The following is a 22,706-nucleotide window of genomic DNA, read 5'->3' as shown; positions in this document are numbered from 1 at the left end:
TGAGTGTGATGCGGGTCATTCCGAGCATAGGCAGGCCTGCCCTCAGCGCGAGCTGGCGCCCCTTCGCCCGCGCGCCACCCCCACGAACGCCTGCACGAGCTCCGAGTCGACCGCCTTGAGCCAGGCCAGGGCGACGTCCCAGCCGGGGTGGCGGGCGTCGTCGTCGCCCTGACCCGCGGAATCCGGCCCGTCGACGACGGCGGCGCCCGCCTCCGCCTCGGTCCGCGCCTGCTCGTCCGCGAGCGCGGACCGCGTGGCGGCGGCCTCGCGGTCGGCGCGGGACAGGCCCACGGTGTCGTCGAGGGTGGAGGCCAGCGGCAGCACGATCACGTCCTTGCGGCCGAACATGCGGGCCACGGACATCGGCAGCACGACGTGGCCGGCGCCGGACGCGGCGATCTCCAGGGCCATCCGCTCGCCCGCGCCGGGCAGCTCGGCGGCGTCCATCGGCTCCGCGCTGGGGGCCGGGGCGAAGCGGGCGGGATCCAGCTCCTCGTCCGGGTCGAGCTCGGCGGGCGACACCGGGCCGTCCGCGTCCACGTCCCACGCGGCGAGCAGGTGGTCCCTGCCCACGCACACCACCGGCAGCTCGGAGTACACGCCCACGAGGTGCACGTGCCGCGGGTCGACGCCGCCGGCGCGCAGGAACTCCTCGGCGGGCACGTCGCGGCGGCGCCGCACGTAGCCCAGCTGCGGCAGGAAGTGGCGGGGCTGACCGGCGTCGTCGTGGGCGAGGTGGGCCAGCTGGGCGGCGTCGTCGTGGTTGACGAGCTGCACCGTGCGCTGGCGGGTGGTGAACCGCTCCACCCACGTGGACGGCGTGGCCCCGGGGATGGTGGCCAGGAAGAGGGTCTCAGGCGGGACGGGCAGGTCGGCCGGTGGCGCGGGCGCGGGACGACGCCGGCCCTCACCTCCGGCGCGGCCCGCGGGCTTCACGCCCTTGGCCACGCCGCGCCCGCCGCCGGAGCGGGTGGACCGGGCGGGGCCGCCCCTGCTCGCGCGGGACTTCCCGCCCCGGCCGCCACGGGAGCCGCTCAGCGGACCTTCTCCTTCAGGAAGGAGACCGCGCGGTCCCAGGCGAGGGCCGCGGCCTCGGGCCGGTGGTTGCCCTGGGGGTTCTCGTCGTTGTGGAAGGCGTGCGGGGCGTCGTAGTAGAAGTACTCGACGTCGGCCCCGGACTCCTCGCGGATCTGCTGCTCCTGCCTCCGCGCGTCCTCGACGGGGAAGGAGTCGTCCTGTTCGGCGTAGTGGCCCTGGACGGCGGCGGTGACGCCGGAGAAGTCGCCGGGCACGCCCTGGCCCACGCCGTAGAAGGGCACGGCGGCGGAGACCTTGTCCCCCTGCTGGGCTGCGAGGGCGAGCACGAAGCCGCCGCCCATGCAGAAGCCGATCGCGCCCACGGTCTGCGAGGTCACCTCGTCCCGGGCCAGGAGCCAGTCGACGGCGCCGGCGAGCTGACGGGCGCCCTCCTCGGCGGGCAGGTTCTGCATCATCTCGCCGGCCTCGTCGCCGTCGTGGGCGATCCAGCCGCCGTAGAGGTCGGGGGCGAGCGCGACGAAGCCGAGGTCGGCGAGGCGGTCGCACACATCCTTGATGTGGTCCACCAGGCCCCACCACTCCTGGATCACGATCACGCCGGGACCCTTCCCGGAGGCGGGCAGCGCGAGGTAGCCGTGGCCCGTCCGGTCGCCGTCCTGGCCGGCGTCCTTGGTGGGCAGGTCGAACGTGACGTTCTGGTGCGGGGTCTTCGAAGCCATCATGGGCCCCACCCTACGAGGAGACCGGGCCCCTCATCGAGGGACCCGGTCTCGACGCGCGAGGTCGACTCAGGCTCAGGCCTGGGCGTCGGCCTCGGGCAGCACGAAGGCGGCGCCGATCTCGAGCTTCACCTTGTCCGAGACCAGGACGCCGCCGGCCTCGGTGGCCGCGTTCCAGGTCAGGCCGAAGTCCTTGCGGGAGATCTCGCCGGTGGCCTCGAAGCCCACGCGGGTCGCGCCGAAGGGATCCTTGTCCTGGCCGCCGAACTCGGCCTCGAGCTCCACGGTCTGGGTGACGCCGTGCAGCGTCAGCTCGCCGACCAGGGTGAACTCCTCGGGCTCGCCGCGGACCTCGGTGGAGCGGAAGGTCATGGTGGGGAACTGCTCCACGTCGAAGAAGTCGGCGGAGCGCAGGTGGGCGTCGCGGCCCTCGTTCTTGGTGCTGATGGAGGCGACGTCGACGGTCACGTCGACGGAGGACTGGGTGAACTGCTCGGTGATGACGAGCTGGCCCTCCACGGCGTGGAAGGTGCCGCGCACCTTGGAGATGCCCGCGTGGCGGACGACGAAGTCGACGTCCGAGTGGGCAGCGTCGAGATTCCAGGTTCCGGTGGTGATGGCGTGCATGGGGTGCTCCTTCTGAAGCGGATCTGTCTGGTGTGTCCGGGGTGGGCCGCCGCGGGGGGCGAGGGCTCCGTGGCCTCCGAACTTGTTTCAAATTTAAACATCATCCGGGCGGGTTGTCCATGCCTGGTCGTCAAAATTCGAAAGAGAGACGGACGTCACGGGCCGCGGGGGCCCATCGGGCCGCGCCCACCCACGACGACGGCCCGGAACCTGTGGGGGTTCCGGGCCGTCGGCGCGGGGTCAGGCGGCGGGGCCGCCCCCCGTCACGGGTAGAGGCCGCGAGTGCGGTGGGCCTCGGCCACGCGCTGCACGGCGGTCAGGGTGGCGGCCTCGCGCAGGCTCACGCGGCGGCTCTCGGAGGTGGCCAGCACGGCCTGCCACGCGGCGACCATGCGCTGCTTCAGGCGCTCGTCCACCTCCTCACGGCTCCACCAGTAGGCCTGGTTCGCCTGGACCCACTCGAAGTAGGAGACGATCACGCCGCCGGCGTTGGCCAGGATGTCCGGGACGACCAGGACGCCCTTCTCCGCGAGGATGCGGTCGGCCTCGCCCGTGGTGGGGCCGTTGGCGCCCTCCACCACCAGCCGGGCGCGCACGCGCGGGGCGTTCTCCTCGGTCAGCACGGACTGCACGGCGGCCGGGACCACGAGGTCCACGTCCATCTCGAGCAGCTCGTCCGCGTCCATGGACGCGGTGCCGGGGGTGTCCTTCACGGAGCCGGTGTCCCAGAGCTGCCTCTGCAGGGCGTCGTAGTGCAGGCCCTCGTCGTCGCGCACGGCGCCGTACTGGTCCGACACGGCCACGACCTTCACGCCGGCCGCCTCGAGCAGCTCGACCGTGCCGGCGCCGACCTTGCCGAAGCCCTGGACCGCCGCCGTCGCCCGCGACGGCTCGATGCCGAGGTGCTCGAGCGCGGCGAGCGCCACGTGGACCACGCCCGCCGAGGTGGCGGAGGCGCGGCCCAGCGAGCCGCCGAGCGAGACGGGCTTGCCGGTGACCACGCCGAGCGTGGTGTGGCCGACGTTCACCGAGTAGGTGTCCATCATCCAGGCCATGGTCTGCTCGTCCGTGCCCACGTCCGGGGCGGGGATGTCCACCTCGGGGCCGATGATCGGCTGGATCTCGGAGGTGTAGCGACGGGTCACGCGCTCGAGCTCGGCCTTCGAGTACTGGCGCGGGTCGATGGTCACCCCGCCCTTGGCGCCGCCGTAGGGCACGTCCAGCAGGGCGCACTTCCAGGTCATCCACATGGCCAGCGCGCGGACCTCGTCCAGGTCCACGTCCAGGCTGAAGCGCACCCCGCCCTTGGCCGGGCCGCGGGAGAAGTTGTGCTGCACGCGGTAGCCGCGGAGCACCTCGGTGGAGCCGTCGTCGCGGCGCAGGGGGATGGAGACGGCCATCTCGCGGCGGGGGGCGGCGAGCATCTGGTGCAGGCCCTCGTCGTAGCCGAGCGTCTTCACGGCGGCGGAGAGCTGGGCCAGGGCGTTGTCGAGCGGGGAGGAGGGGGCCGTCACGGCCTCGTCCTCGGCGGGGATCCTCGTCATTGAGCGTCCTCGTGGTCCGGTGGGCAGGGATGTGTCGCGGCCCGACCGACGCGCGGAGGGCCGCGCCCCATTGCGCGGCCGACGTCGTCCGGACCCCGATGAACGCTACGCGCTCCCCGGTCACCCGTCACCCCTTCTGAGCCGAGATCCACGCTCACCCGGGTGACGTCGGACACAGCGGCGTGTACTGTGCTGTGGACGCGCCGCACACCCGCGGCGCCCTTCGGCGTCGAACCGACGCCGCTCGCTCAGGGCCCACCTGGTCCGTCCCCCGGCCGTCCGCCGCGCGAGGCACCCCGCCCGCGACCTCGGCCCGACGCCCCAGCCCCGTGAAGGAGCCCTTTCATGACCGTGACCCTGCCCGCCGCGATCACCCCCTCCCCCGCGTTCCAGGCCGTGCCCGGCCAGCGCATCGACCCGGAGCTCGCCCGCTCCTGGCTGCTGGTCAACGCCGCCCAGCCCGAGCGGTTCCAGCCCGCCGAGGACTCGGCCGCGGACATCGTCATCCTCGACATCGAGGACGCCGTGGCCCCCAAGGACAAGGACCGGGCCCGCGCGGACGCCGTCGCGTGGCTGACCTCCGGTCACACCGGCTGGGTGCGGCTCAACGGCTACGGCTCGCGGTGGTGGGAGGAGGACGTCGAGGCGCTCGCCACGGCCCTTCCCGCGCACCTGGGCGGGCCGGTCGCCGAGGGCGGCCTGGCCGGCGTCGTGCTGGCGATGGTGGAGTCCACGGACCACGTGAACGAGACCGCCCGACGGCTGCCCGGGGTGCCCGTCGTGGCGCTCGTGGAGACGGCGCGCGGGCTGCAGCGGATCGACTCGATCGCCGCCGCGAAGGGCACGTTCCGGCTGGCCTTCGGGATCGGCGACTTCCGCCGTGACACCGGCCTGGGCGAGTCGCCGATGGCGCTGGCGTACACGCGGTCCCAGTTCACGATCGCGGCGAAGGCCACGGGGCTGCCGGGCGCGATCGACGGGCCCACCGTGGGCTCCACCGGCGTGAAGCTCGCCGAGGCGACGGCGGTGACCGCGGAGTTCGGCATGACCGGCAAGCTGTGCCTCGCGCCGGAGCAGTGCGCGGCCGTGAACGAAGGGCTCAGCCCGTCCCAGGAGGAGCTGGCGTGGGCCCACGAGTTCCTCGCGGACTTCGAGGCCGACGGCGGCGAGATCCGCAACGGCTCCGACCTGCCCCGCAAGGCCCGCGCGGAGAAGATCCTCGGGCTGGCCGCCGCGTTCGGGGTGCACTCCACGCGGTATCCGGACCAGGACAACGCGATCACGGCACCCTCGGACACGTACCACTACTGAGCGGGGCCACCGCCCACCAGAAACGCGGGTTGAGTTGTCACGGGTGCGGAGGCCGCACACCGGTGACAACTCAACCCGCGTTGCCTTGGGGGGCGCGGATCCCGCCTCCGCTCACACGTCCTGACGCGTCCGGCGCACGACGGCGGCCCGCACCGAGAACGCCAGCACGATCGCCAGGATCCCGTAGATCACCCACGTGATGGGGGTGGAGACGAGCACGGCCGGGTCGCCCACCGAGCTGAGCAGGGCGTCGCGCAGGCTGGTCTCCGCGAGCGGGCCGAGCACCATGCCGATCATCAGCGGCGCCAGCGGGTAGCCGTACCGCCGCATCAGGAAGCCCAGCACGCCGATCCCCAGAAGCATCAGCAGGTCGAACACCGCGCCCGTGGTGGCGTAGATGCCCAGCCCGCAGAACAGCGTGATCCCCGCGTAGAGGTAGTGCTTCGGGATGAGCAGGAGCTTGGCCCACAGCTGCGCGAACGGCAGGTTGATCGCCAGCAGCACGATCATCGCGATGAAGAAGCTCGCCAACAGCGCCCACACGAGGTCCGGGCTGCGGTCGAACAGCAGGGGGCCGGGCTGCAGCCCGTACTGGCGGAACGCCGCCAGCATGATGGCCGCCGTCGCGGAGACGGGCAGGCCGAGCGTGAGCAGGGCACCCATCGCCATGCCGGTGGTCGAGTTGCCCGCGGCCTCCGGGGCCGCCAGCCCGCGGATCGCGCCGCGGCCGAACTGCGGATGCGCCCGGCGCCGGTCCAGGCGCCGCTCGGCCGAGTACGCCAGGAACGTCGGCACCTCGGAGCCGCCCACCGGCACGATGCCGAACGGCAGGCCGATCGCCGTGCCGCGCAGCCACGCCGGGGCGGCCTCGCGGAACTCGGCGCCCGACAGCCACGGCCGGCCGGTGCGACGGATGCGCAGGTCCTCGTGCTCGCGGCGCACCCGGGAGGCCACGTGGAACACCTCGCCGAGCGCGAGGATCGCCACCGTGACGGTCACGAGCGGGATGCCGTCGAACAGCTGCGGGGAGCCCATCGTGAAGCGCTCGGTGCCGGTCACCGCGTCGATCCCGACGACGGCGATGCCCAGTCCCAGCACCAGGGAGGCCAGGCCGCGCAGCACCGAGTCGGCGACCACCGAGGAGGTGGCCACGAACGCGAAGAGCGCGAGCGCGAAGTACTCCGCGGGGCCGAAGCTCGTGGAGAACTCCGCCAGGACGGGGGCGAGGAACACGACGCACACCGAGGCCACCATGCCGCCGATGAAGGCGCCGAGCGCCGCCGTCGCCAGGGCCTGGGCCGCCCGGCCGTCCTGGGCCATGCGGTGGCCCTCGAACGTGGAGGCGATGGCCGAGGCCTGGCCGGGGGTGTTCATGAGGATGGCCATGGTGGAGTCGCCGAAGAGGCCGCCGAAGTACACGCCGGAGAACATGATGAACGCCGCAGTGGGCTCGAGGGCGAAGGTCATGGGCAGCAGCAGGGCCACGGCCATCGAGGAGCCCAGTCCGGGCATCACGCCGACCGCGGTGCCGAGCAGACAGCCCAGCACCACCCAGAGCAGGTTCATGGGGGTGAGGGCTCCGGCGAAGCCCTCCATGAGGAGTCCGAGGGTCTCCATGTCAGAAGCCACCTCCCAGGATGCCCGAGGGCAGGGTCAGGCCCAGGGCCACCGCGAAGCCGAGGTAGGCCAGCGAGGAGACGAACAGGGCGACGAGGATGTCGAACACGGGGTGCGGGGCGCCGAACGCGCGCGTGACGCACCAGAACAGCAGCGCCCCGGCGAGGATCCACCCCAGCCAGGGCAGCAGGACGGCGAACGCGAGGAAGCCGAGGAAGCACCAGGCCAGCGCGCCGAAGTCCGAGTGGAACAGGGTCAGCGGGCCGGCCGCCTGGCCGACCTCGCCGTCCGCGTCGGCCTGGCCCTCGGGGGCCTGGCGCACGCGCACGACCTCCACCGCGAGCGCGGCGGCGATCACGAGGCCCGCGACCGCGAGGATCAGCGGGAAGAAGTCCGGGCCGGGGAAGTCGGCGCCGTCGGTGTCCATGGCCAGGGACCCCACCAGCAGGTAGAGGCTGAACGCGGCCAGCACGGCGGGCATGACGAGTCCGGAGAGCCCGGCGGCGCGCCCCCAGCGGGAGGGGGCGTCGGCGGCGGGGGGGACGGTGGATGCGTGGCTCACTTGATCTCCTCCGTCAGCGTGCCGATGCGCTCCTTCTCGGCGGCGATGAACTCCTCGAGTTCGGCGCCGGAGAGGGGCACGGGGTTCCAGTAGTTGCGCTGCACCGCCTCCTTCCACTCGGGGGTGTCCACCGCCTCGGCGATGAGGGCCTCGAGCTCGGTGCGCTCCTCCGCGGAGACGCCCGGGGGCACGAACAGGGCGCGCCAGTTGGTGAGCGTGACGTCGTAGCCCTGGGAGCGCAGGGTCGGGATCTCCTCGACGCCGGCCAGCGGCTCGGCCGCCACCACGCCGAGGGCGCGCAGTCGGCCGGCCTGGACCTGCGGGTAGATGTCCGCGAAGCCGCCGGCGGAGGCCTGGGCGGTGCCGTTGAGCAGGGCCTGGATGGCCTCGCCGCCGCCGTCGGACGGGATGTAGGTGGTGTCCGCGACCGGCACGTCGGCCGTGCGGGCGATGTCCGCCATGACGAGCTGGTCGAAGGAGCCGCCGCCGGTCCACGCCACGTGGGCGGGATCGGCGCGCCAGGCGGTCACCAGGTCGTCCATGCTCTGGTACGGCGAGTCCGCCGGGACCACCACGAGGCTGTACTCCTCGACGACGCGGCTGACCGCGGTGACCTGGGAGAGCTCGGGGCCGGTGCCACGGGCCGCGTGGGCGGCGATCTGTCCGGTGCCGCCCACCATGAGGTTGTTCGCGTCCTCGAGCGTGGTCAGCTGGCCGAGGGCGATGTTGCCACCGGCACCGGGGATGTTGACCACCTGGACGTTGTTCACCAGCCCGTTGACGCGCATGGTCTGCTGCAGCTCGCGCTGGAACGAGTCCCAGCCGCCGCCGGCGGCCGCGGGGGCGATGAGGGTCAGGTTGGTGCGGATGTCGTTGCCTCCCGAGGCCGAGCGGACGGAGAAGGCGGAGGCCGCGAGCACGGTGAGCACCGCGATCACGCTGAAGACGATCCGGCCGATCCCCGTGCGTCGGCGCGGGGGGCCGTCGGGGGAGGTGGAGGACATGGCGGTTCCTAACAGAGACACCCCGCCGCCAGGGAGTGGCGCCGGGGAGAGGTGCGAGTGGTGGAGGTCACGGTAACAGCGCAGCGGGGCCGCGTGCGCTCTGCGTCCGAAGAGTGACCGACGACAACCGGTCCGGGTGGTGACGGGGACCGCGACCATGACGCACAGTGGTCCCCATGACGATCATCAGCACCGGAACCAGCACCCCCGAGAGCGCCGCGGCCTGGCGGGCCGCCCTGGCCGAGGCGGCCCTGCGCGGAGAGGACGTGGTCTGGTTCTCCCTCGACGGGACCGAGCCGGACGAGGCGGAGTCGCGCGAGGCCGGCGTCGCCGTGTCCGTGGCGCACGCCCAGGAGCGCGGCCGGGACGCCGTCGGCGACCTGCTCGAGCACGCCGAGCGCGTGGGTGCGAGCCGGATCGTGGTGGGCGTGAAGCACCGCTCCCCCGTGGGCAAGCTGCTGCTGGGATCGGCCGCGCAGCAGATCATCCTCGAGGCGCGCGTCCCGGTGGTGTGCGTCAAGCCGTGAGGGCCGCCCGCCCGGACCAGCCCGGGAACGCCGAAGGCCCCGGAACCGTGTGGTTCCGGGGCCTTCGTCCTCGGTGCGCGAGGGGGGACTTGAACCCCCACGTCCTTGCGAACACTGGCACCTGAAGCCAGCGCGTCTACCAATTCCGCCACTCGCGCGAGCGGCTTCCTGATCTCGGCTCCGGACATCCGGCGACCGTCACAGGCAGCGAGGAATACTCTAACCCCCGCCCGCCCGGGCGTGCAAATCGACCCCGACGCCCACCCCCGCGTCCCCGCCACGCCCGTGGCGCGCCCCCTCCGGCACCTCTCCCACCCGCTCTCCACCCCGCAGAATCCCGCTGTTCTCGGCGGTCTCCCAGCCCGGCCCGTAGTATCGGGACGGACAACTGTGGAAAGGGGCCCCGTCGTGGGACTTCTGGACAACCTCGAACGCGGCCTGGAGCGGGCCGTGCGCTCGGCCTTCTCGGCCGGCGGTCCGCGGGCGGTCAAGCCGGTGGAGATCGCCTCGGCCCTGCGACAGGCGATGGACGACGAGTCGTTCGCGCTGTCCGAGGGCCACACGGTCGCGCCCAACAGCTACGTGGTCCATTTCTCCCCCGCCGACTTCGAGCGCGCCCGCTCGTGGGGGTCCACCCTCGCCAGCGAGCTGTGCGACGAGGTCATCCGCCACGCCGACTCCCAGGGCTATGCGCTGCCCGGCACGGTCCGGGTCGCCTTCCACCCGGACGCGGACGTGCGCGCCGGGGACCTGCGCGTGGTCACCCGCCTGGACGACGGCTCGCTCACCGCCCCGGCCCCCCACGACGACGGCGCCTCGCCCGCCACCGCCCACGGCCCGGGAGCCACCGCCGCGGCGCCGGACCGACTGGTCGAGGACCTGCCGGCGGCTCCACCCCGCGAGCCCTCCCCCGCCCCGCGCGTCGAGCCCCGTCCGGCGCCCCGCCGGGCCGCCGCCCCGACCACGACCGCCGCCCCCGCCCACGCCGACCAGCCGACCGTCGTGATGGGCCGCCCCGTGACCGTGCCCGCCGGCCCGGCCCTCGAGCTGGACGGCCGCATGCTCCCCCTGGACGGGGACGACCTCATCCTCGGCCGCTCGGCCGAGCGTGCCGACCTCGTGATCCCGGACTCCTCGGTGTCCCGCGAGCACCTGCGCCTGCTCACCGTCGGCTCCACGGTCACGCTCCTGGACCTGGGCAGCCGCAACGGCGTGCTCGTCAACGGCCGCCGCGTGGACGGCTCCGTCACCCTGCGCGACGGGGACGTGGTGACCGTCGGCCAGACCGAGCTGCTGTTCTTCGGCGGGACGGGGGGCCGCGCATGAGCGAGCTCGCCGTCGCCGTGCTCCGCATGGGCCTGCTGCTGGCCCTGTGGGTGCTGATCATCTCCATCGTCATGGCGCAGGGCCGTGACCTCGTGGTCGGCCGGCGCAACAAGACGCGCCTCCAGCAGGCCCAGCGCGACGCCGGCCTGGTCACCGCGGTGCCCGCGGCCGGGGTCGCCGGGGCGGGCTCGTCCGCGGTCGACCGACCCGCGCCCGCGTCGACGCCGTCCCCCGCCGCATCCGCGCCGACGACGCCGGCCCCGCGGCTGTCCCGGACCCTGCGGGTGGTCGAGGGCCCGAAGGCCGGGCAGACCATCGCTCTGGAGGGCCGTCCCCTGCTGATGGGCCGCGCCCAGGACGCCGACCTGGTGCTCGTGGACGACTACGCCTCCGGCCGCCACGCCCGGCTGTTCCCGCAGGGCACCCGGTGGTTCCTCGAGGACCTCGGCTCCACGAACGGCACCTACGTGAACGGCGCCCCCGTCACCCGCGCGCTGCCCGTGGGCCCCGGCACGGCCATCCGCATCGGCAAGACCGTCATGGAGCTCGAGGCCTGACCCATGACCCTCGTCCTCCGCTACGCCGCCCGCTCCGACGTCGGCCGCGTCCGTGCCAAGAACGACGACTCCGCCTACGTGGGCCGTCATCTGGCCGTGCTCGCGGACGGCATGGGCGGGCACGTGGGCGGCGACGTGGCGAGCGCGTCCACGGTGCTGGACCTGGCCCCGCTGGATGCGGTGGGCTACGAGGACCCGGCCACGGTGCTGCCGGACGAGATCCAGAACGCCAACCTGATCCTCAACGAGCTGGTGCACGCCAACCCCAAGCTCGCCGGCATGGGCACCACGTGCACCGCCGGCCTGCTCGCGGGGACCACGCTGTACATGGCGCATATCGGCGACTCCCGGGCCTACCGGCTCGCGGACGGCGAGTTCTCCCAGGTCACCACGGACCACACGTTCGTGCAGAAGCTCGTGGACGAGGGGCGTCTCGAGGCCGGGGAGGCCCCGTTCCACCCGAACAAGAACGTGCTCATGCGCGTGCTCGGCGACGTGGACGCCTCCCCCGAGCTGGACGTGTTCGAGGTGCCCGTCGCCCCCGGAGAGCGCTGGCTGTTCTGCTCGGACGGCCTCACGGACGTGGTCTCCCCCGAGAAGATCCACGAGGTGCTGCGGGACTCGGAGGCTCTCAACCAGGCCGTCGACACCCTCGTGGACCTGACCCTCAAGGGCGGTGCCCCGGACAACGTCACCGTGGTGGCGTTCGAGATCGCGGAGGGCACGGCGGAGGAGCTGGCCCCCGTCCCGGACGTCCACCTGTCCGAGCAAGCCCTCGCCGCGGCCCACCCGCCCGAGGTCGGCCCGGTCTCCGGCCTGCTGCTGCGCGAGGACCTGGACGCACGACCCCACCTGCTCGTCGGCGCGGCCTCCAACGCCGTGAAGACCGATCGCATCCCCGTGGTCACCCGCAGCTCCACGCGCCGCCGCGCCGCCGCCCTGCTCGGCGAGACGCCCGTGCCGGAGAACCGTCCCCGGCGCACCGCGGCCGTCCTGACGGACGGGCAGGATCCCGACGCCGCCCCGCGTCCGGACGCGTCCGCCCCGCCCGCCGCGCCGAGCGGCACCGCGGTCGCCGCCGGCTCCTCCGCCGCCACACCGACCGCCACCGCTGCCGACCACCCGTCCGACGAGGCCGCCGAGGCCTCGACCACGGCCCCCACCCCGGCCCCGGCGCCCTCCGGGCCCGCCGGCGGCTCCGAGGGCAGGGCCGCGCGTCGGCGGCGTGGGAAGGACGACCGCCCGGTGCAGTACCGCCGCGGCTGGTTCATCCCCGTGTTCACCACGCTGCTCGCCCTCACCCTCGCGGCCGTGGCCGTGTGGGGCTACCTGTGGACCCAGACGCAGTACTACGTGGGGGCCAACGACGGCCGGATCGCCGTGTTCAAAGGCGTCTCCCAGCGGCTGGGCCCGCTCGAGCTGTCCCACGTGGACCGCCAGACCGACCTCCCGGTGGACGCGCTGCCCGCATACGCACGCGACCGCGTGAACGCCGGCATGGCCGCCCGGGACGTGGACCACGCGGAGCAGATCGTCGCCGAGCTGCGCGACTCGCTGCACCCGAACGCCCCCGCCCCCGCCGGTGAGCCCTCCGAACGGGCCCAGCCGAGCGCGACGCCGTCGTCGTCCTCCGCCCGCCCCTCCGACGCGTCCGGCTCCGCCGCGCCGACGAGCCCGGCGGTGTCCCCGAGCGCGACGGGAGGTGAGGCCCCGTGACCGAGGTGATCTCCCCCGCGCGCCCGCGCCGGAACATCGAACTGGTCCTGCTGCTGGCCGCCCTGGCCATCGCCCTGGGGGCGGACCTGCTGGGCACGATCGGCACGGACGCCGCGTTGGACTCCACCGCCTGGGTGCCCCTGGGCGTCTTCGGCGCCGCCACCCTCGTGCTGCACGTGGTCCTGCGGCTGCGCGCCCCGTACGCGGACCCGTTCATGCTGCCGATCACCGCCCTGCTCAACGGGCTGGGCCTGGCCATGATCCACCGGCTGAGCCAGGACGCCGCGATGGCCAACCCCACCTCGCAGCTCGTGTGGTCCGTCCTGGCCGTCCTGGTGGCCTCCGCCCTGGTGTTCCTGGTGCGCGACCACCGGGTGCTGCGTCGCTGGCCCTATCTGTTCCTCGCCGCGTCCGGCGTGCTGCTGCTCCTGCCGCTCGTGCCCGGACTGGGCCTGAGCATGTACGGGGCGCGGATCTGGATCGACGTCGGCTTCGGCACCTTCCAGCCCGGCGAGATCGCCAAGATCACGCTGGCCATCTTCTTCGCCGGCTACCTCTCCGCGAACCGCGACCTGATCCTGCTGGCCGGCCGCCGCGTGGGCCCGGTGACCTTCCCCCGCGCCCGGGACCTCGGCCCGTTGCTGGCCGGCTGGCTCCTGGCGCTCGGCGTGCTCGTGTTCCAGCGCGACCTGGGCTCGGCCCTGCTGTTCTTCGGCATGTTCATGGCGATGCTCTACATCGCCACGTCCCGCGCCTCCTGGATCCTCCTCGGCCTGGGCCTGATCGCCTTCGGCGCGGCGCTGGCGTTCCTGTTCATGCCGCACGTGACCGCCCGGTTCGAGATCTGGCTGAGGGCCTTCGACCCCGAGATCTACCATCGCGACTTCGGCGGCTCCTACCAGGTGGTCCAGGGCCTGTTCGCGATGGCCTCGGGCGGGCTGATGGGCACCGGCCTCGGCGCGGGCAACCCCACCCAGGTGCCGCTGTCCTTCTCGGACATGATCCTCACGGCCATCGGCGAGGAGCTCGGCTTCGTGGGCCTGGCCGCCGTGCTCGTCCTGTACCTCCTGCTCGTCACCCGCATGATGCGCGCCGCCCTCGGCGTGCGCGACGCGTTCGGCAAGGTGCTCGCCTCCGGCCTGGCCTTCACCATGGCGTGGCAGGTGTTCGTGGTGATGGGCGGCGTGACCCTCGTGCTGCCGCTCACCGGCCTCACGACGCCGTTCCTCGCCGCCGGCGGATCGTCGCTGCTGGCCAACTGGATCATCGTGGGGCTCGTGCTGCGCATCTCGAACGCCGCCCGCCGTCCCGTGGTCGTGGACGGGATGGTCAACGCCTCCGGGCCCGGCGCCGGCCACCTCGACCCCGGCACGGCGCTCCCGGCGGCCGCTGTGCCCCCGGGAGGAGGTGAGGAGCGGTGAACGAGGCGATCCGACGCACGTGGACCGTCATGGCGGCCATGATCCTGGTGCTCGCGCTGGCTGCGTCCGTCATCCAGGTGCTGGCCGCGGACCAGCTCAAGACGCACGCCCTGAACTCGCGGCAGATGTTCCTGGAGTTCGGCGCCCCGCGCGGGCCGATCCTCGTGGACGGCGAGCCGATCGCCGAGTCCGTCCCCTCCGACGACGCGTACCACTACCAGCGCGTCTACCACGAGCCCGAGCTGTACGCCCCGCTCACGGGCTTCTACTCGCTCACCTACGGCACCGACGGGTTGGAGGCGGCCATGAACGAGCAGCTCTCCGGCACCCCCACGTCCCAGTTCGTGGACCGCGCCATGGAGATCATCACGGGTGCCACGCCCGAGGGCGACCAGGTGGAGCTGACGATCGACCCCGAGCTGCAGCGTCTGGCGTACGACGCGCTCCCGGACGGCGTGCGCGCCTCCGCCGTGGTCACGGACCCGACGACGGGCGAGATCCTGGCCATGGTGTCGAAGCCGGGCTTCGACTCCAACGCGCTCTCCTCGCACAGCGCGACCGAGGCGCAGTCGGCCATGGCCGCGATCGACCAGATCCCCGGCGCCAGCGCGTACCGCAACCGCGCCGCGGAGCAGCTCGTGTCCCCCGGCTCCACCTTCAAGCTGATCGACGCGGTGGCCATGCTCGAGTCCGGTGACTACACCCCGGACGGGACGGTGGACATCCCCGCCGCGTGGACGCTGCCCGGCACGACCACGGAGCTGCCCAACTACGACGGCTCACCGTGCAACACCGTGGGGCGTCAGACCCTCACGTGGGCGCTGGCGCAGTCCTGCAACACGCCGTTCGCCATGGCCGCCGTCGAGCTGGGCCAGGACCGGATCCGGGAGGTCGCCGAGCGGTTCGGCTTCAACGACTCCTTCGACTACCCGCTGCCCGTGACCGCCTCCGTGTTCCCCTCCGACCTGGACGACGCCGCGCTGGCGCAGTCCTCGATCGGCCAGCGGGACGTGCAGGCCACCGCGCTGCAGATGGCCATGGTGGCCGCCGGCATCGCGAACGACGGCGTGGTCATGGAGCCGCAGCTGATCAAGGCGGTCCGCCGTTCGGACCTCACCACGGTGCAGGAGTTCAGCCCCCGTGAGCGCGGCCGGGCCACGACCCCCGAGGTGGCCGGGCAGGTCTCGGACATGATGGTCTCGGCGGTGGAGGACGGCATCCTGGGATCCGTGCAGTCGGACACGGTGCGGATCGCGGCGAAGTCGGGCACGGCCGAGGTCGGAGACACGGGCAACGTGCACTCCTGGATCACCGGCTTCGACGCGAGCGAGAACCCTCGGGCGGCCGTGACGATCGTGGTGGAGGACGAGCCGCCGGGGGTTGGACATCAGACAATCGTCAGTGGCATGAAGGCAATCATGGAAGCGGTGGTCACGGAATGAGGCCGACATCGGGCATCACCCTCGGCGGCAGGTACCAGCTGACCGATCGCATCGCGATCGGCGGCATGGGCGAGGTGTGGAAGGCGCGGGACAAGGTCCTGGGCCGGAACACCGCCGTGAAGATCCTCAAGGAGGAGTACACGGGTGACCCCAACTTCCTGCGCCGCTTCCGGGCGGAGGCCCAGCACACCGCGCTGCTGAACCACCCCGGCGTCGCCAACGTCTACGACTACGGCGAGGAGGAGGGCTCCGCCTACCTCGTCATGGAGCTCGTGCCCGGCCAGCCGCTGTCCTCCATCCTCGAGAAGGAGAAGGTGCTCTCCCCCGAGCGGACCCTGCGGATCATCGCGCAGACGGCGGCCGCGCTCTCGGCGGCCCACGCCCAGGGGCTCGTGCACCGCGACGTCAAGCCCGGCAACCTCATGATCACGCCCACCGGCCGGGTGAAGGTGACGGACTTCGGCATCGCGCGCCTGGCGGACCAGGTCCCCCTCACGGCCACCGGCCAGGTGATGGGCACCGCCCAGTACCTCGCGCCCGAGCAGGCCACGGGGCAGCAGGCCACCGGCTCCTCCGACCTCTACTCGCTGGGCATCATCGGCTACGAGGCCCTCGCCGGGCATCGCCCGTTCACGGGCGAGTCCCAGATCGCGATCGCCCTCGCCCAGGTCAACGACACCCCGCCGCCCCTGCCGGACACCGTCCCGGCCCCGGTGCGCGCCCTGATCATGTGCATGCTCTCGAAGGACCCCAAGGAGCGGCCCTCGGACGCGACCGCGCTCTCGGAGGCCGCCGACGCGCTGCGCCGCAAGGACACCCGCGGCGCCGTGGAGGCCGTGCCCGGCCTGGCCGTCTTCCTCGAGGAGCAGGGCGTGGCCGACCCCTCGGGCGCCGAGACCGCTCCCCTGGACTACGACGGCATGCGCACCACCCATCCCCGCGCCGAGGGCACCCGGACGGACGGCTCCCCCGCCACCGCGGCGCTGCCGGTGACCGCGGCCCAGCCCCGCACCGACGACGACGCCCGCGGCCCCGGCGCCGCCGGTGCGGCGGCCGTGGGCGCGGCCGGTGCGGCCGGCGCCGCCGCGAGCGCGAGCACACGCGACCACGAGATCGCCGCCGTGCGCGACCCGCAGACCCGCCCGGGCGACGTCGTGGATCCGGGCCCGCCCGCCGGGGGCGGCTCCGCGCCCGCCCGCCGGCGACGCGCCAACCGCTGGCCGCTGTGGGCACTGCTCGGGCTCGTGGTGTTCGCCCTGCTGGGGGCGCTGCTGTGGCCGCTGCTCACGGGTGGCCGCGGCGTCGGAGGCTCGGCGCCGGCGACCTCGCAGGAGGAGTCGTCCGTGCGCGTGGACCCGGAGGCGTACAGGGGTCGCCCCGTGAGCGAGGTGCGCACCGAGCTCGAGGGCCTCGGCCTGGCGGTGCGCGAGGAGGACCGCGACGCGCAGAGCCCGCAGGGCACCGTCGAGGAGATCAACCCCGTCGGGGCGCTGCGGCGCGGTGAGACCGTCACGCTGGCCGTCTCCACCGGTGAGGGCGTCATCCCGGAGGGCCTCGTGGGCCAGCCCGTGGAGAGCGCGATCCAGACGCTGCGCGACCGCGGCTTCACCGTGGACCGGGTGGACGACCCGTCCGCCGACGGCGCCGACGGCGAGGTGGTGCGCGTGGTGCCCGGCGAGGGTGAGCGTCACCGCTACGACACGCACGTGCAGCTGATCGTGGCCACCGGCGGGTCCGACGCCGCGCCGACCCGCGAGGCGTCCCAGCCCGCCTCGGACCCGGAGCCCAGCGCGTCGGAGGAGCCGAGCGCCGAGCCGAGCCCGTCGGCCTCGGACGAGCCCAGCCCGTCCCCCACCGCCGAATCCCCGACGGCCACCGCCGACCCGGAGCCCACGCCGGAGCCGTCCGAGGAGCCGACGACGCCCACGGGGGATCCGACGACGGAGTCCTCCGGGGAGTCCACGGCGCCGACGGGCGAGCCCACCACCGACCCGTCCGCTGACGCGCGTGGCGCGGAGGCCTCGTCCGCCGACGCCACGCCCTCCGCCTGAGCGGCGGGCGGGACGAGCACGCGGACGTGTCTGTGGACGAGCAGAGGACCCTGAACGGGCGGTACCGGATCGGTGAGCTGATCGGGCGCGGCGGCATGGCGGACGTCTTCCGCGGCGAGGACCTGCGGCTGCACCGCCCGGTGGCGGTCAAGCTGATGCGCCGGGACCTGGCGCGCGACCCGCACTTCCAGGCGCGCTTCCGCAAGGAGGCACGCTCGGCGGCCTCCCTGAACCACCCCTCGATCGTCTCGGTGTACGACACGGGCGAGGTCTCCCTCGAGGACGGCCTCCATCCGGTGGACTGCCCGTTCCTGGTGATGGAGCTCGTCTCCGGCCGGACGCTGCGGGAGATCCTGCACGCCGAGGGCGCCGTGGGCACGGACCGTGCCGTGGCCTGGACCCGGGGCGTGCTGGAAGCGCTCGAGCACGCGCACGAGGAGGGCATCGTCCACCGCGATGTGAAGCCCGCGAACGTCATGGTCACGGAGACGGGCGCCGTGAAGGTGATGGACTTCGGGATCGCCCATGCGCTGGCCGACACCTCCGCCACCACGTCGCAGACCCAGGCCGTGGTGGGCACGGCCCTCTACCTGGCCCCCGAGCAGGCGACGGGCCGCACCGTGGACGGCCGCGCCGACCTCTACGCGGCCGGCTGCCTGCTGTTCGAGCTGCTCACGGGCCGACCCCCCTTCACGGGTGACACGCCGCTGGCCGTGGCCTACCAGCACGTGCGCGAGGAGCCGCCGGCGCCCTCCGACGTCGACCCCGACCTGCCGCCCGCGTTCGACCCCGTGGTGCTGCGCGCCCTGCGCAAGGATCCGGAGGACCGGTTCCCCACGGGCACCGCGTTCCTCGCGGCCCTCGAGGAGGCCGCCGCGGATCCGCACGCCGGCCCCGGCCATCACACCCCGCCGCACGATGGCGTCCCTCCCGCCCTCGTCGGCGCGGGCGGCGCGGTGCCGGGCGCCGCGGCCGCGGAGCACGGGGCCGACGACGCCGACGTGCCGACGGCCGCGGTCCCGCTGACCCGGCCGACACCCCCCGTCCCGGCCGAGCCGGACACCGCACAGCCCCAGGCGGCGAACCACGCCGTCGCGGGTGCGGGACTGCCCGGCGCCGCCTCGGCCGCGCAGCTGGCCGCCGCCGCCGCCATGGACGGTCCCCGCCCGGTGACGGCCGGCCAGCCCGTGACGCCGGGTGCGCCCGGTGCAGCCGCGACGCCCCGGCCCGAACCGCCGCCCCGAGACACGCCGGCACCGGCGACGGCCACACCCCGTCGCGTCCGCCGGCGCCTCCGCCGGCGCACGCTCCTGGCGGCCGGCGTGGTCCTGGTGGCGCTGGCCCTGGTCCTGGCGCCGTGGCTCGCGGCGGCCCTGCGCACCACGGTGGAGGTGCCCGCGGTGGTGGGGCTGCAGCAGGATGAGGCGGTCGCGGCGCTCGAGGACGCCGGCCTGGTGGCCATCGCCTCGTCCGCGTACATGGCCGACGCCCCGGACGGGACCGTCACCCAGAGCGACCCGCAGACGGGCACGGAGGTGCCCCGCGGGGCCGAGGTGCGGATCCGGGTGTCCCGCGGCAAGGAGGGCATCGCGCTGTCCGACTCCCTGCACGGGCTGTCCGAGGACGCGGCCCGCCGCGAGCTGGAACGGCTGGGCCTGCGCGTCTCCTCCGTGCAGTACCAGGACGACGGCCGACTCGAGCGCGGGCTGCTCGCCCGCACCGACCCCGCGATGGGCACGCACGTGCCGCCCGGCTCCTCCGTGGTGCTGCACCTGTCCAGCGGCATGGTCGCCGTGCCGGACGTGGTGGGGATGAGCGCTCCGGACGCGCGGCGTCAGCTGGCGCTGAGCGCCCCCGAGCTGCGCGTGCGGATCCAGGACGAGGACGGCGCGACCACCGACACCGGCACGGTCGTGGCCCAGGATCCGCCCGCCGGCGTCCGCGTGGACAACCGTTCCTCCCTGACCCTGACGGCTTCCTCGTGGATCGCACCCACGGTCGAGCCCTCTGAGCCGGCCCCGCCGTCCAGCGCGGCGCCCGAGCCCACGCCGTCGGCGTCCACGTCACCGAGCCCCCCGCCGACGGAGAGCCCCGAGCCCTCCCAGAGCGCGGAACCGTCACCCTCGCCGTCCGCCTCGGCCACGCCCAGCCCCGAGCCGACGACGACCGAGACGCCGTCGCCGACGCAGAGCCCGTCGCCGACGTCGGCGGCCCCGTCGGAGCCGACCGGGCAGCCGACGAGCACGTCGCCCACCGCGACGCCGGTGGACCCGCTGCCGACACTGACGCCGGACCCCGAGCCCTCGATCGATCCGCCGCCGTCCACCTGAGCGGACGGGGCGCCGTCGGACCCGCGAACCGGGCCCCGGGCCGGTCAGTCCTGGCGGACGAGGGGAGAGAGCCGGCCACCGCGCTCGGCGGCCCCGGAGAGCCCCACGGACTCGAGCCAATTGCCGAGCATCCGGTAGCCGCCCTCGGTGAGCACGGACTCGGGGTGGAACTGCACGCCCCACAGGGGCGCGGTGCGGTGGGCCAGCCCCATCACGACGCCGTCCTCGGTCTCGGCGGTGATCTCCAGGACCGCCTCGTCCACGGTGGGCCGCACGGCGGCGAGCGAGTGGTAGCGGGTGGCGGTGAACGGCGAGGGGACGCCCTCGAACATGGGGTGCTCGCCGTGGCGGACCAGGGACGTCTTGCCGTGCATGAGGGACTCCGCGTGCGTCACGGTGGCGCCGAACGCCTCCGCGATGGCCTGGTGCCCCAGGCACACCCCGAAGAGCGGACGGCCGCCGTCGGCGGCGGAGCGGATGAGGTCGAGGGAGACACCGGCGTCGGCGGGCGCGCCCGGCCCGGGCGAGATGAGCACCGCCGTGTGCTCGGCCGCGAGCTCGAGGGCGCGGGCGGGGGTGACCTCGTCGTTGCGGATCACGGTGGTGCGGGCCCCGAGCTGCTCGAGGTAGCCCACCAGGGTGTAGACGAAGCTGTCGTAGTTGTCGACGACGAGGACGGAGACCTCGGGGCTCTGCACGGGGGCGCTCTTTCCTCCCCGCCGCGGGGGAGCGGGGTGCATAGACTGGCCGGGCATGTCGCTGACCCCGGTCCTGGGCAGGTCAGCAGGATACCGTCCCCGCCCCGGTCTCCGCCGGTGGGGGCGCCCACCACCCCCCACCCGAGGAGAAGACCCGTGGCAGCACCCGCCGGCAAGCGCAAGGACTCGGCCCGTCGGAAGCGCGAGGAGCTCGAGGCCGCCCGCCGCAGCCGCTCCGCCGTGCGAACGGACCTCGGGGACGTGGGCCCGGGTCCGAAGCCCCTCTCCCCCGGGTACAAGGCCGTGATGTTCGGCCTGCTGATCCTCGGCCTGCTCTGGATCATCGTCTACTACCTGACCCAGGGTCTCTTCCCGATCGTGCAGATCGGCGGCTGGAACATCCTCGTGGGCTTCGGCCTCGCGCTCGTCGGGTTCCTGATGATGTCCCGCTGGAGCGAATGACACGCGTGTAGTTCTCCACAGCGGTGGACAACCCTGTGGATGAGGGATCCGCACGATCCGGCCCGGAGACGAGTTGTCCCCGGAGTTGTCCACAGGTGTGGACACCCCTGTGGGAAGAAGTGCACACCCGCCTGTGGAGAACTCCGGGGACGGCGGCCTAGCCGAGCAGGCCGGCCACCGTGACCCGTGCGGCGCCGAGCACCGTGAGCGCCGCCAGCGCCGCCGCCACGACCACGAGGCCGGCCACCTGGGCGCCCACGGACGGCACGCGCGCGCGGCCGGGGCTCAGCCCGCCGGCCAGGGAGAACACGACGGCGACGACGGCGCCCGTCAGCAGCCCGCCCACGTGCACCTGCCAGGCCACCCCGGGCAGCAGGAACGAGAACACGAGGTTCAGGCCGATCAGCACGGCGATCGAGCGCACCTGCCCGCCCCGCACCCGGGTGAGCAGGAACAGGGCCGCGAACATGCCGTACACGGCGCCGGACGCCCCGACGACGGGCTGCAGCGGGTCCGAGACCCACAGCGCGAACACCGCACCGCCCACGGCGGAGAGCACGTAGAGGGCGAGGAACCGCCACCAGCCCAGCGCGGGCTCGAGCACGCGCCCGATCACCCACAGCGCGAGCATGTTCAGCAGCAGGTGTGTGGGGCCGGAGACGTCGTGCACGAGCGCGTAGGAGGCCATCCGCCACGGCTCCATGCCGTACGGGGACGTGTAGAGCCCGGCGTACCAGAGCGCCTCGGTCACGCCGGACGCCTGATCCCGGGTCATCCACTGCGCCGCGTAGACCACCGTCGTGACCGCCAGCAGGATCCAGGTGACGGGCGAGGCGGCGAAGCCCGTCCGCCGTCGGGCCGGGACCGACGCGGCGGCGCCGGCGGGGGCCGCCGTCGGAGCGGGGCCGGCCACGACGCCGGACGCACAGTCCACGCAGACCGGTCCGGCCGCGGAGCCGGGACGCTGGCAGTCGAGACACGCGGGGCGCCGGCAGACGGCGCAGCGCACATACGCCGCACGGCCCGGGTGCCGCGGGCACACCGGGGGTGTGCCGTCCGCGGAGTCCGGGCCGTGCGGGTCAGAGGGGGTGGTGCTCACCGAGGGGCTGCTCAGGCCTCGTCGATGTCGATGGACTCGATGACGACGTCCTCGAGCGGGCGGTCACGGGGATCGGTGGCGACGGCGTTGAGCTCGTCCACGACCTTCTGGGAGGCCTCGTCCTTCACCTCGCCGAAGATGGTGTGCTTGCCGTTGAGCCAGCCGGTGGGCACGGAGGTGATGAAGAACTGCGAGCCGTTGGTGCCGGGGCCGGCGTTGGCCATGGCCAGCAGGTAGGGACGGTCGAACTGCAGCTCGGGGTGGATCTCGTCGCCGAACTGGTAGCCGGGGCCGCCGATGCCCATGCCGAGCGGGTCGCCGCCCTGGATCATGAAGTCCTTGATGATGCGGTGGAACACGGTGCCGGAGTACAGCGGGGCGCCGTTGTTCTTCTCACCGGTCTGCGGGTGGGTCCACTCCTGCTCGCCGGTGGCGAGGCCCACGAAGTTCTTCACGGTCTTCGGGGCGTGGTTGCCGAACAGCTCGACGACGATGTCGCCGTGGTTCGTGTGGATGGTCGCGGTGTGCGTCTTGTTCGCCATGTGCCCCATTGTTCCATCCGCGGCGGCGGGCCGTCCGGATCCCGCCGTCCGGGGTCGGGATCTTCCGCGATCGGCGTACGCACTCCCGGCGTGCCGGGACCCGTGCCACTGCG

The 22,706-nt window shown here is 73.8% G+C and carries 20 protein-coding genes and 1 tRNA gene; 10 read left to right on the top strand and 11 right to left on the bottom strand.

All coding sequences use genetic code 11. The features are described 5' to 3' along the window. Positions 1-42: 42 nt before the first annotated feature. The 4 genes from AC3RKA_RS00175 to AC3RKA_RS00160 all read right to left on the bottom strand — a co-directional run bounded on the left by AC3RKA_RS00175 (position 43) and on the right by AC3RKA_RS00160 (position 3,928). Entirely contained in the window at positions 43-948 is a 906-nt protein-coding gene (locus AC3RKA_RS00175; protein ID WP_002858217.1) for a hypothetical protein, read from the bottom strand. 86 nt (positions 949-1,034) lie between these two features. After that, the gene (locus AC3RKA_RS00170) at positions 1,035-1,760 is read right to left on the bottom strand and encodes a dienelactone hydrolase family protein (protein WP_002858216.1); all 726 of its coding nucleotides are present in this window, start codon (positions 1,758-1,760) and stop codon (positions 1,035-1,037) included. Positions 1,761-1,832: 72 nt separating this feature from the next. Further along, positions 1,833-2,384 (bottom strand): YceI family protein, encoded by a 552-nt coding sequence (locus tag AC3RKA_RS00165; protein ID WP_060774527.1) that lies wholly within the window; start codon positions 2,382-2,384, stop codon positions 1,833-1,835. A 263-nt stretch (positions 2,385-2,647) separates the two neighbouring features. Then, a complete protein-coding gene (locus AC3RKA_RS00160) occupies positions 2,648-3,928 on the bottom strand; it encodes a Glu/Leu/Phe/Val family dehydrogenase (RefSeq protein WP_060774526.1) in 1,281 nt (426 codons plus the stop codon). A 345-nt stretch (positions 3,929-4,273) separates the two neighbouring features. Here AC3RKA_RS00160 and AC3RKA_RS00155 point away from each other — a divergent pair, with 345 nt between their 5' ends. Continuing rightward, positions 4,274-5,239 carry an HpcH/HpaI aldolase/citrate lyase family protein gene (locus AC3RKA_RS00155; protein WP_060774525.1) on the top strand — a complete coding sequence of 322 codons (966 nt, stop codon included), beginning with the start codon at positions 4,274-4,276 and terminating at the stop codon, positions 5,237-5,239. 111 nt (positions 5,240-5,350) lie between these two features. On the opposite strand, the gene tctA is transcribed toward AC3RKA_RS00155, so the two are convergent. Genes tctA through AC3RKA_RS00140 form a run of 3 tightly spaced genes read right to left on the bottom strand, consistent with a single transcriptional unit; the run spans position 5,351 to position 8,422 of the window. Continuing rightward, positions 5,351-6,856, bottom strand: coding sequence for a tripartite tricarboxylate transporter permease TctA (tctA, locus tag AC3RKA_RS00150; RefSeq protein ID WP_002858211.1), 1,506 nt, complete (start codon positions 6,854-6,856; stop codon positions 5,351-5,353). A gap of 1 nt (position 6,857) precedes the next feature. Further along, the gene (locus AC3RKA_RS00145; RefSeq protein ID WP_049160748.1) at positions 6,858-7,418 is read right to left on the bottom strand and encodes a tripartite tricarboxylate transporter TctB family protein; all 561 of its coding nucleotides are present in this window, start codon (positions 7,416-7,418) and stop codon (positions 6,858-6,860) included. Continuing rightward, the gene (locus tag AC3RKA_RS00140; RefSeq protein ID WP_049160752.1) at positions 7,415-8,422 is read right to left on the bottom strand and encodes a tripartite tricarboxylate transporter substrate binding protein; all 1,008 of its coding nucleotides are present in this window, start codon (positions 8,420-8,422) and stop codon (positions 7,415-7,417) included. The genes AC3RKA_RS00145 and AC3RKA_RS00140 overlap by 4 nt, the downstream gene beginning before the upstream one ends. Positions 8,423-8,598: 176 nt before the next feature. Here AC3RKA_RS00140 and AC3RKA_RS00135 point away from each other — a divergent pair, with 176 nt between their 5' ends. Further along, complete coding sequence (locus AC3RKA_RS00135) at positions 8,599-8,949, top strand: universal stress protein (RefSeq protein WP_002858206.1); 351 nt, start codon at positions 8,599-8,601, stop codon at positions 8,947-8,949. A 74-nt stretch (positions 8,950-9,023) separates the two neighbouring features. Here the strand turns inward: AC3RKA_RS00135 and AC3RKA_RS00130 are convergent. Continuing rightward, positions 9,024-9,107 (bottom strand) — tRNA-Leu (locus AC3RKA_RS00130). 250 nt (positions 9,108-9,357) lie between these two features. Here AC3RKA_RS00130 and AC3RKA_RS00125 point away from each other — a divergent pair. From AC3RKA_RS00125 to AC3RKA_RS00095, 7 genes are read left to right on the top strand one after another with little or no spacing between them, the layout of a single operon-like run. Further along, entirely contained in the window at positions 9,358-10,275 is a 918-nt protein-coding gene (locus AC3RKA_RS00125) for an FHA domain-containing protein (protein WP_060774522.1), read from the top strand. Then, the gene (locus AC3RKA_RS00120) at positions 10,272-10,832 is read left to right on the top strand and encodes an FHA domain-containing protein FhaB/FipA (protein ID WP_020624445.1); all 561 of its coding nucleotides are present in this window, start codon (positions 10,272-10,274) and stop codon (positions 10,830-10,832) included. The genes AC3RKA_RS00125 and AC3RKA_RS00120 overlap by 4 nt, the downstream gene beginning before the upstream one ends. A 3-nt stretch (positions 10,833-10,835) precedes the next feature. Next, positions 10,836-12,548, top strand: coding sequence for a PP2C family protein-serine/threonine phosphatase (locus AC3RKA_RS00115; RefSeq protein WP_206399796.1), 1,713 nt, complete (start codon positions 10,836-10,838; stop codon positions 12,546-12,548). After that, positions 12,545-13,969 (top strand): FtsW/RodA/SpoVE family cell cycle protein, encoded by a 1,425-nt coding sequence (locus AC3RKA_RS00110; RefSeq protein WP_060774520.1) that lies wholly within the window; start codon positions 12,545-12,547, stop codon positions 13,967-13,969. The genes AC3RKA_RS00115 and AC3RKA_RS00110 overlap by 4 nt, the downstream gene beginning before the upstream one ends. After that, on the top strand, positions 13,966-15,411 hold the full coding sequence (locus AC3RKA_RS00105; RefSeq protein WP_049161442.1) for a peptidoglycan D,D-transpeptidase FtsI family protein: 1,446 nt from the start codon (positions 13,966-13,968) through the stop codon (positions 15,409-15,411). The genes AC3RKA_RS00110 and AC3RKA_RS00105 overlap by 4 nt, the downstream gene beginning before the upstream one ends. Then, the gene (locus AC3RKA_RS00100) at positions 15,408-17,462 is read left to right on the top strand and encodes a protein kinase domain-containing protein (RefSeq protein WP_363738487.1); all 2,055 of its coding nucleotides are present in this window, start codon (positions 15,408-15,410) and stop codon (positions 17,460-17,462) included. The genes AC3RKA_RS00105 and AC3RKA_RS00100 overlap by 4 nt, the downstream gene beginning before the upstream one ends. Positions 17,463-17,494: 32 nt before the next feature. Then, complete coding sequence (locus AC3RKA_RS00095) at positions 17,495-19,792, top strand: protein kinase domain-containing protein (protein WP_489727288.1); 2,298 nt, start codon at positions 17,495-17,497, stop codon at positions 19,790-19,792. A gap of 44 nt (positions 19,793-19,836) precedes the next feature. Here AC3RKA_RS00095 and AC3RKA_RS00090 read toward each other — a convergent pair whose 3' ends face one another. After that, positions 19,837-20,490: an anthranilate synthase component II gene (locus tag AC3RKA_RS00090; protein WP_002858195.1), complete on the bottom strand. Its 654-nt coding sequence runs from the start codon at positions 20,488-20,490 to the stop codon at positions 19,837-19,839. A gap of 156 nt (positions 20,491-20,646) precedes the next feature. Here AC3RKA_RS00090 and AC3RKA_RS00085 point away from each other — a divergent pair, with 156 nt between their 5' ends. Continuing rightward, entirely contained in the window at positions 20,647-20,952 is a 306-nt protein-coding gene (locus AC3RKA_RS00085) for a cell division protein CrgA (RefSeq protein WP_060775353.1), read from the top strand. 157 nt (positions 20,953-21,109) lie between these two features. Here the strand turns inward: AC3RKA_RS00085 and AC3RKA_RS00080 are convergent, their stop codons facing one another. After that, on the bottom strand, positions 21,110-21,886 hold the full coding sequence (locus AC3RKA_RS00080; RefSeq protein WP_060775352.1) for a rhomboid family intramembrane serine protease: 777 nt from the start codon (positions 21,884-21,886) through the stop codon (positions 21,110-21,112). Between the two features lie 176 nt (positions 21,887-22,062). After that, the gene (locus AC3RKA_RS00075; protein ID WP_010079725.1) at positions 22,063-22,593 is read right to left on the bottom strand and encodes a peptidylprolyl isomerase; all 531 of its coding nucleotides are present in this window, start codon (positions 22,591-22,593) and stop codon (positions 22,063-22,065) included. Between the last annotated feature and the right edge of the window lie 113 nt (positions 22,594-22,706).

Source organism: Micrococcus sp. iso_229 (assembly GCF_058072725.1).
Note: the sequence above shows the minus strand (reverse complement) of the source record. Positions and strands in the feature narration are given on the sequence as shown.

Coding starts and splice junctions, on each gene's coding strand:
- AC3RKA_RS00170 (WP_002858216.1), bottom strand. CDS start 1,760: ATGATGGCTTCGAAGACCCCGCACCAGAACGTCACGTTCGACCTGCCC.
- AC3RKA_RS00165 (WP_060774527.1), bottom strand. CDS start 2,384: ATGCACGCCATCACCACCGGAACCTGGAATCTCGACGCTGCCCACTCG.
- AC3RKA_RS00160 (WP_060774526.1), bottom strand. CDS start 3,928: ATGACGAGGATCCCCGCCGAGGACGAGGCCGTGACGGCCCCCTCCTCC.
- AC3RKA_RS00155 (WP_060774525.1), top strand. CDS start 4,274: ATGACCGTGACCCTGCCCGCCGCGATCACCCCCTCCCCCGCGTTCCAG.
- tctA (WP_002858211.1), bottom strand. CDS start 6,856: ATGGAGACCCTCGGACTCCTCATGGAGGGCTTCGCCGGAGCCCTCACC.
- AC3RKA_RS00140 (WP_049160752.1), bottom strand. CDS start 8,422: ATGTCCTCCACCTCCCCCGACGGCCCCCCGCGCCGACGCACGGGGATC.
- AC3RKA_RS00135 (WP_002858206.1), top strand. CDS start 8,599: ATGACGATCATCAGCACCGGAACCAGCACCCCCGAGAGCGCCGCGGCC.
- AC3RKA_RS00120 (WP_020624445.1), top strand. CDS start 10,272: ATGAGCGAGCTCGCCGTCGCCGTGCTCCGCATGGGCCTGCTGCTGGCC.
- AC3RKA_RS00115 (WP_206399796.1), top strand. CDS start 10,836: ATGACCCTCGTCCTCCGCTACGCCGCCCGCTCCGACGTCGGCCGCGTC.
- AC3RKA_RS00100 (WP_363738487.1), top strand. CDS start 15,408: ATGAGGCCGACATCGGGCATCACCCTCGGCGGCAGGTACCAGCTGACC.
- AC3RKA_RS00075 (WP_010079725.1), bottom strand. CDS start 22,593: ATGGCGAACAAGACGCACACCGCGACCATCCACACGAACCACGGCGAC.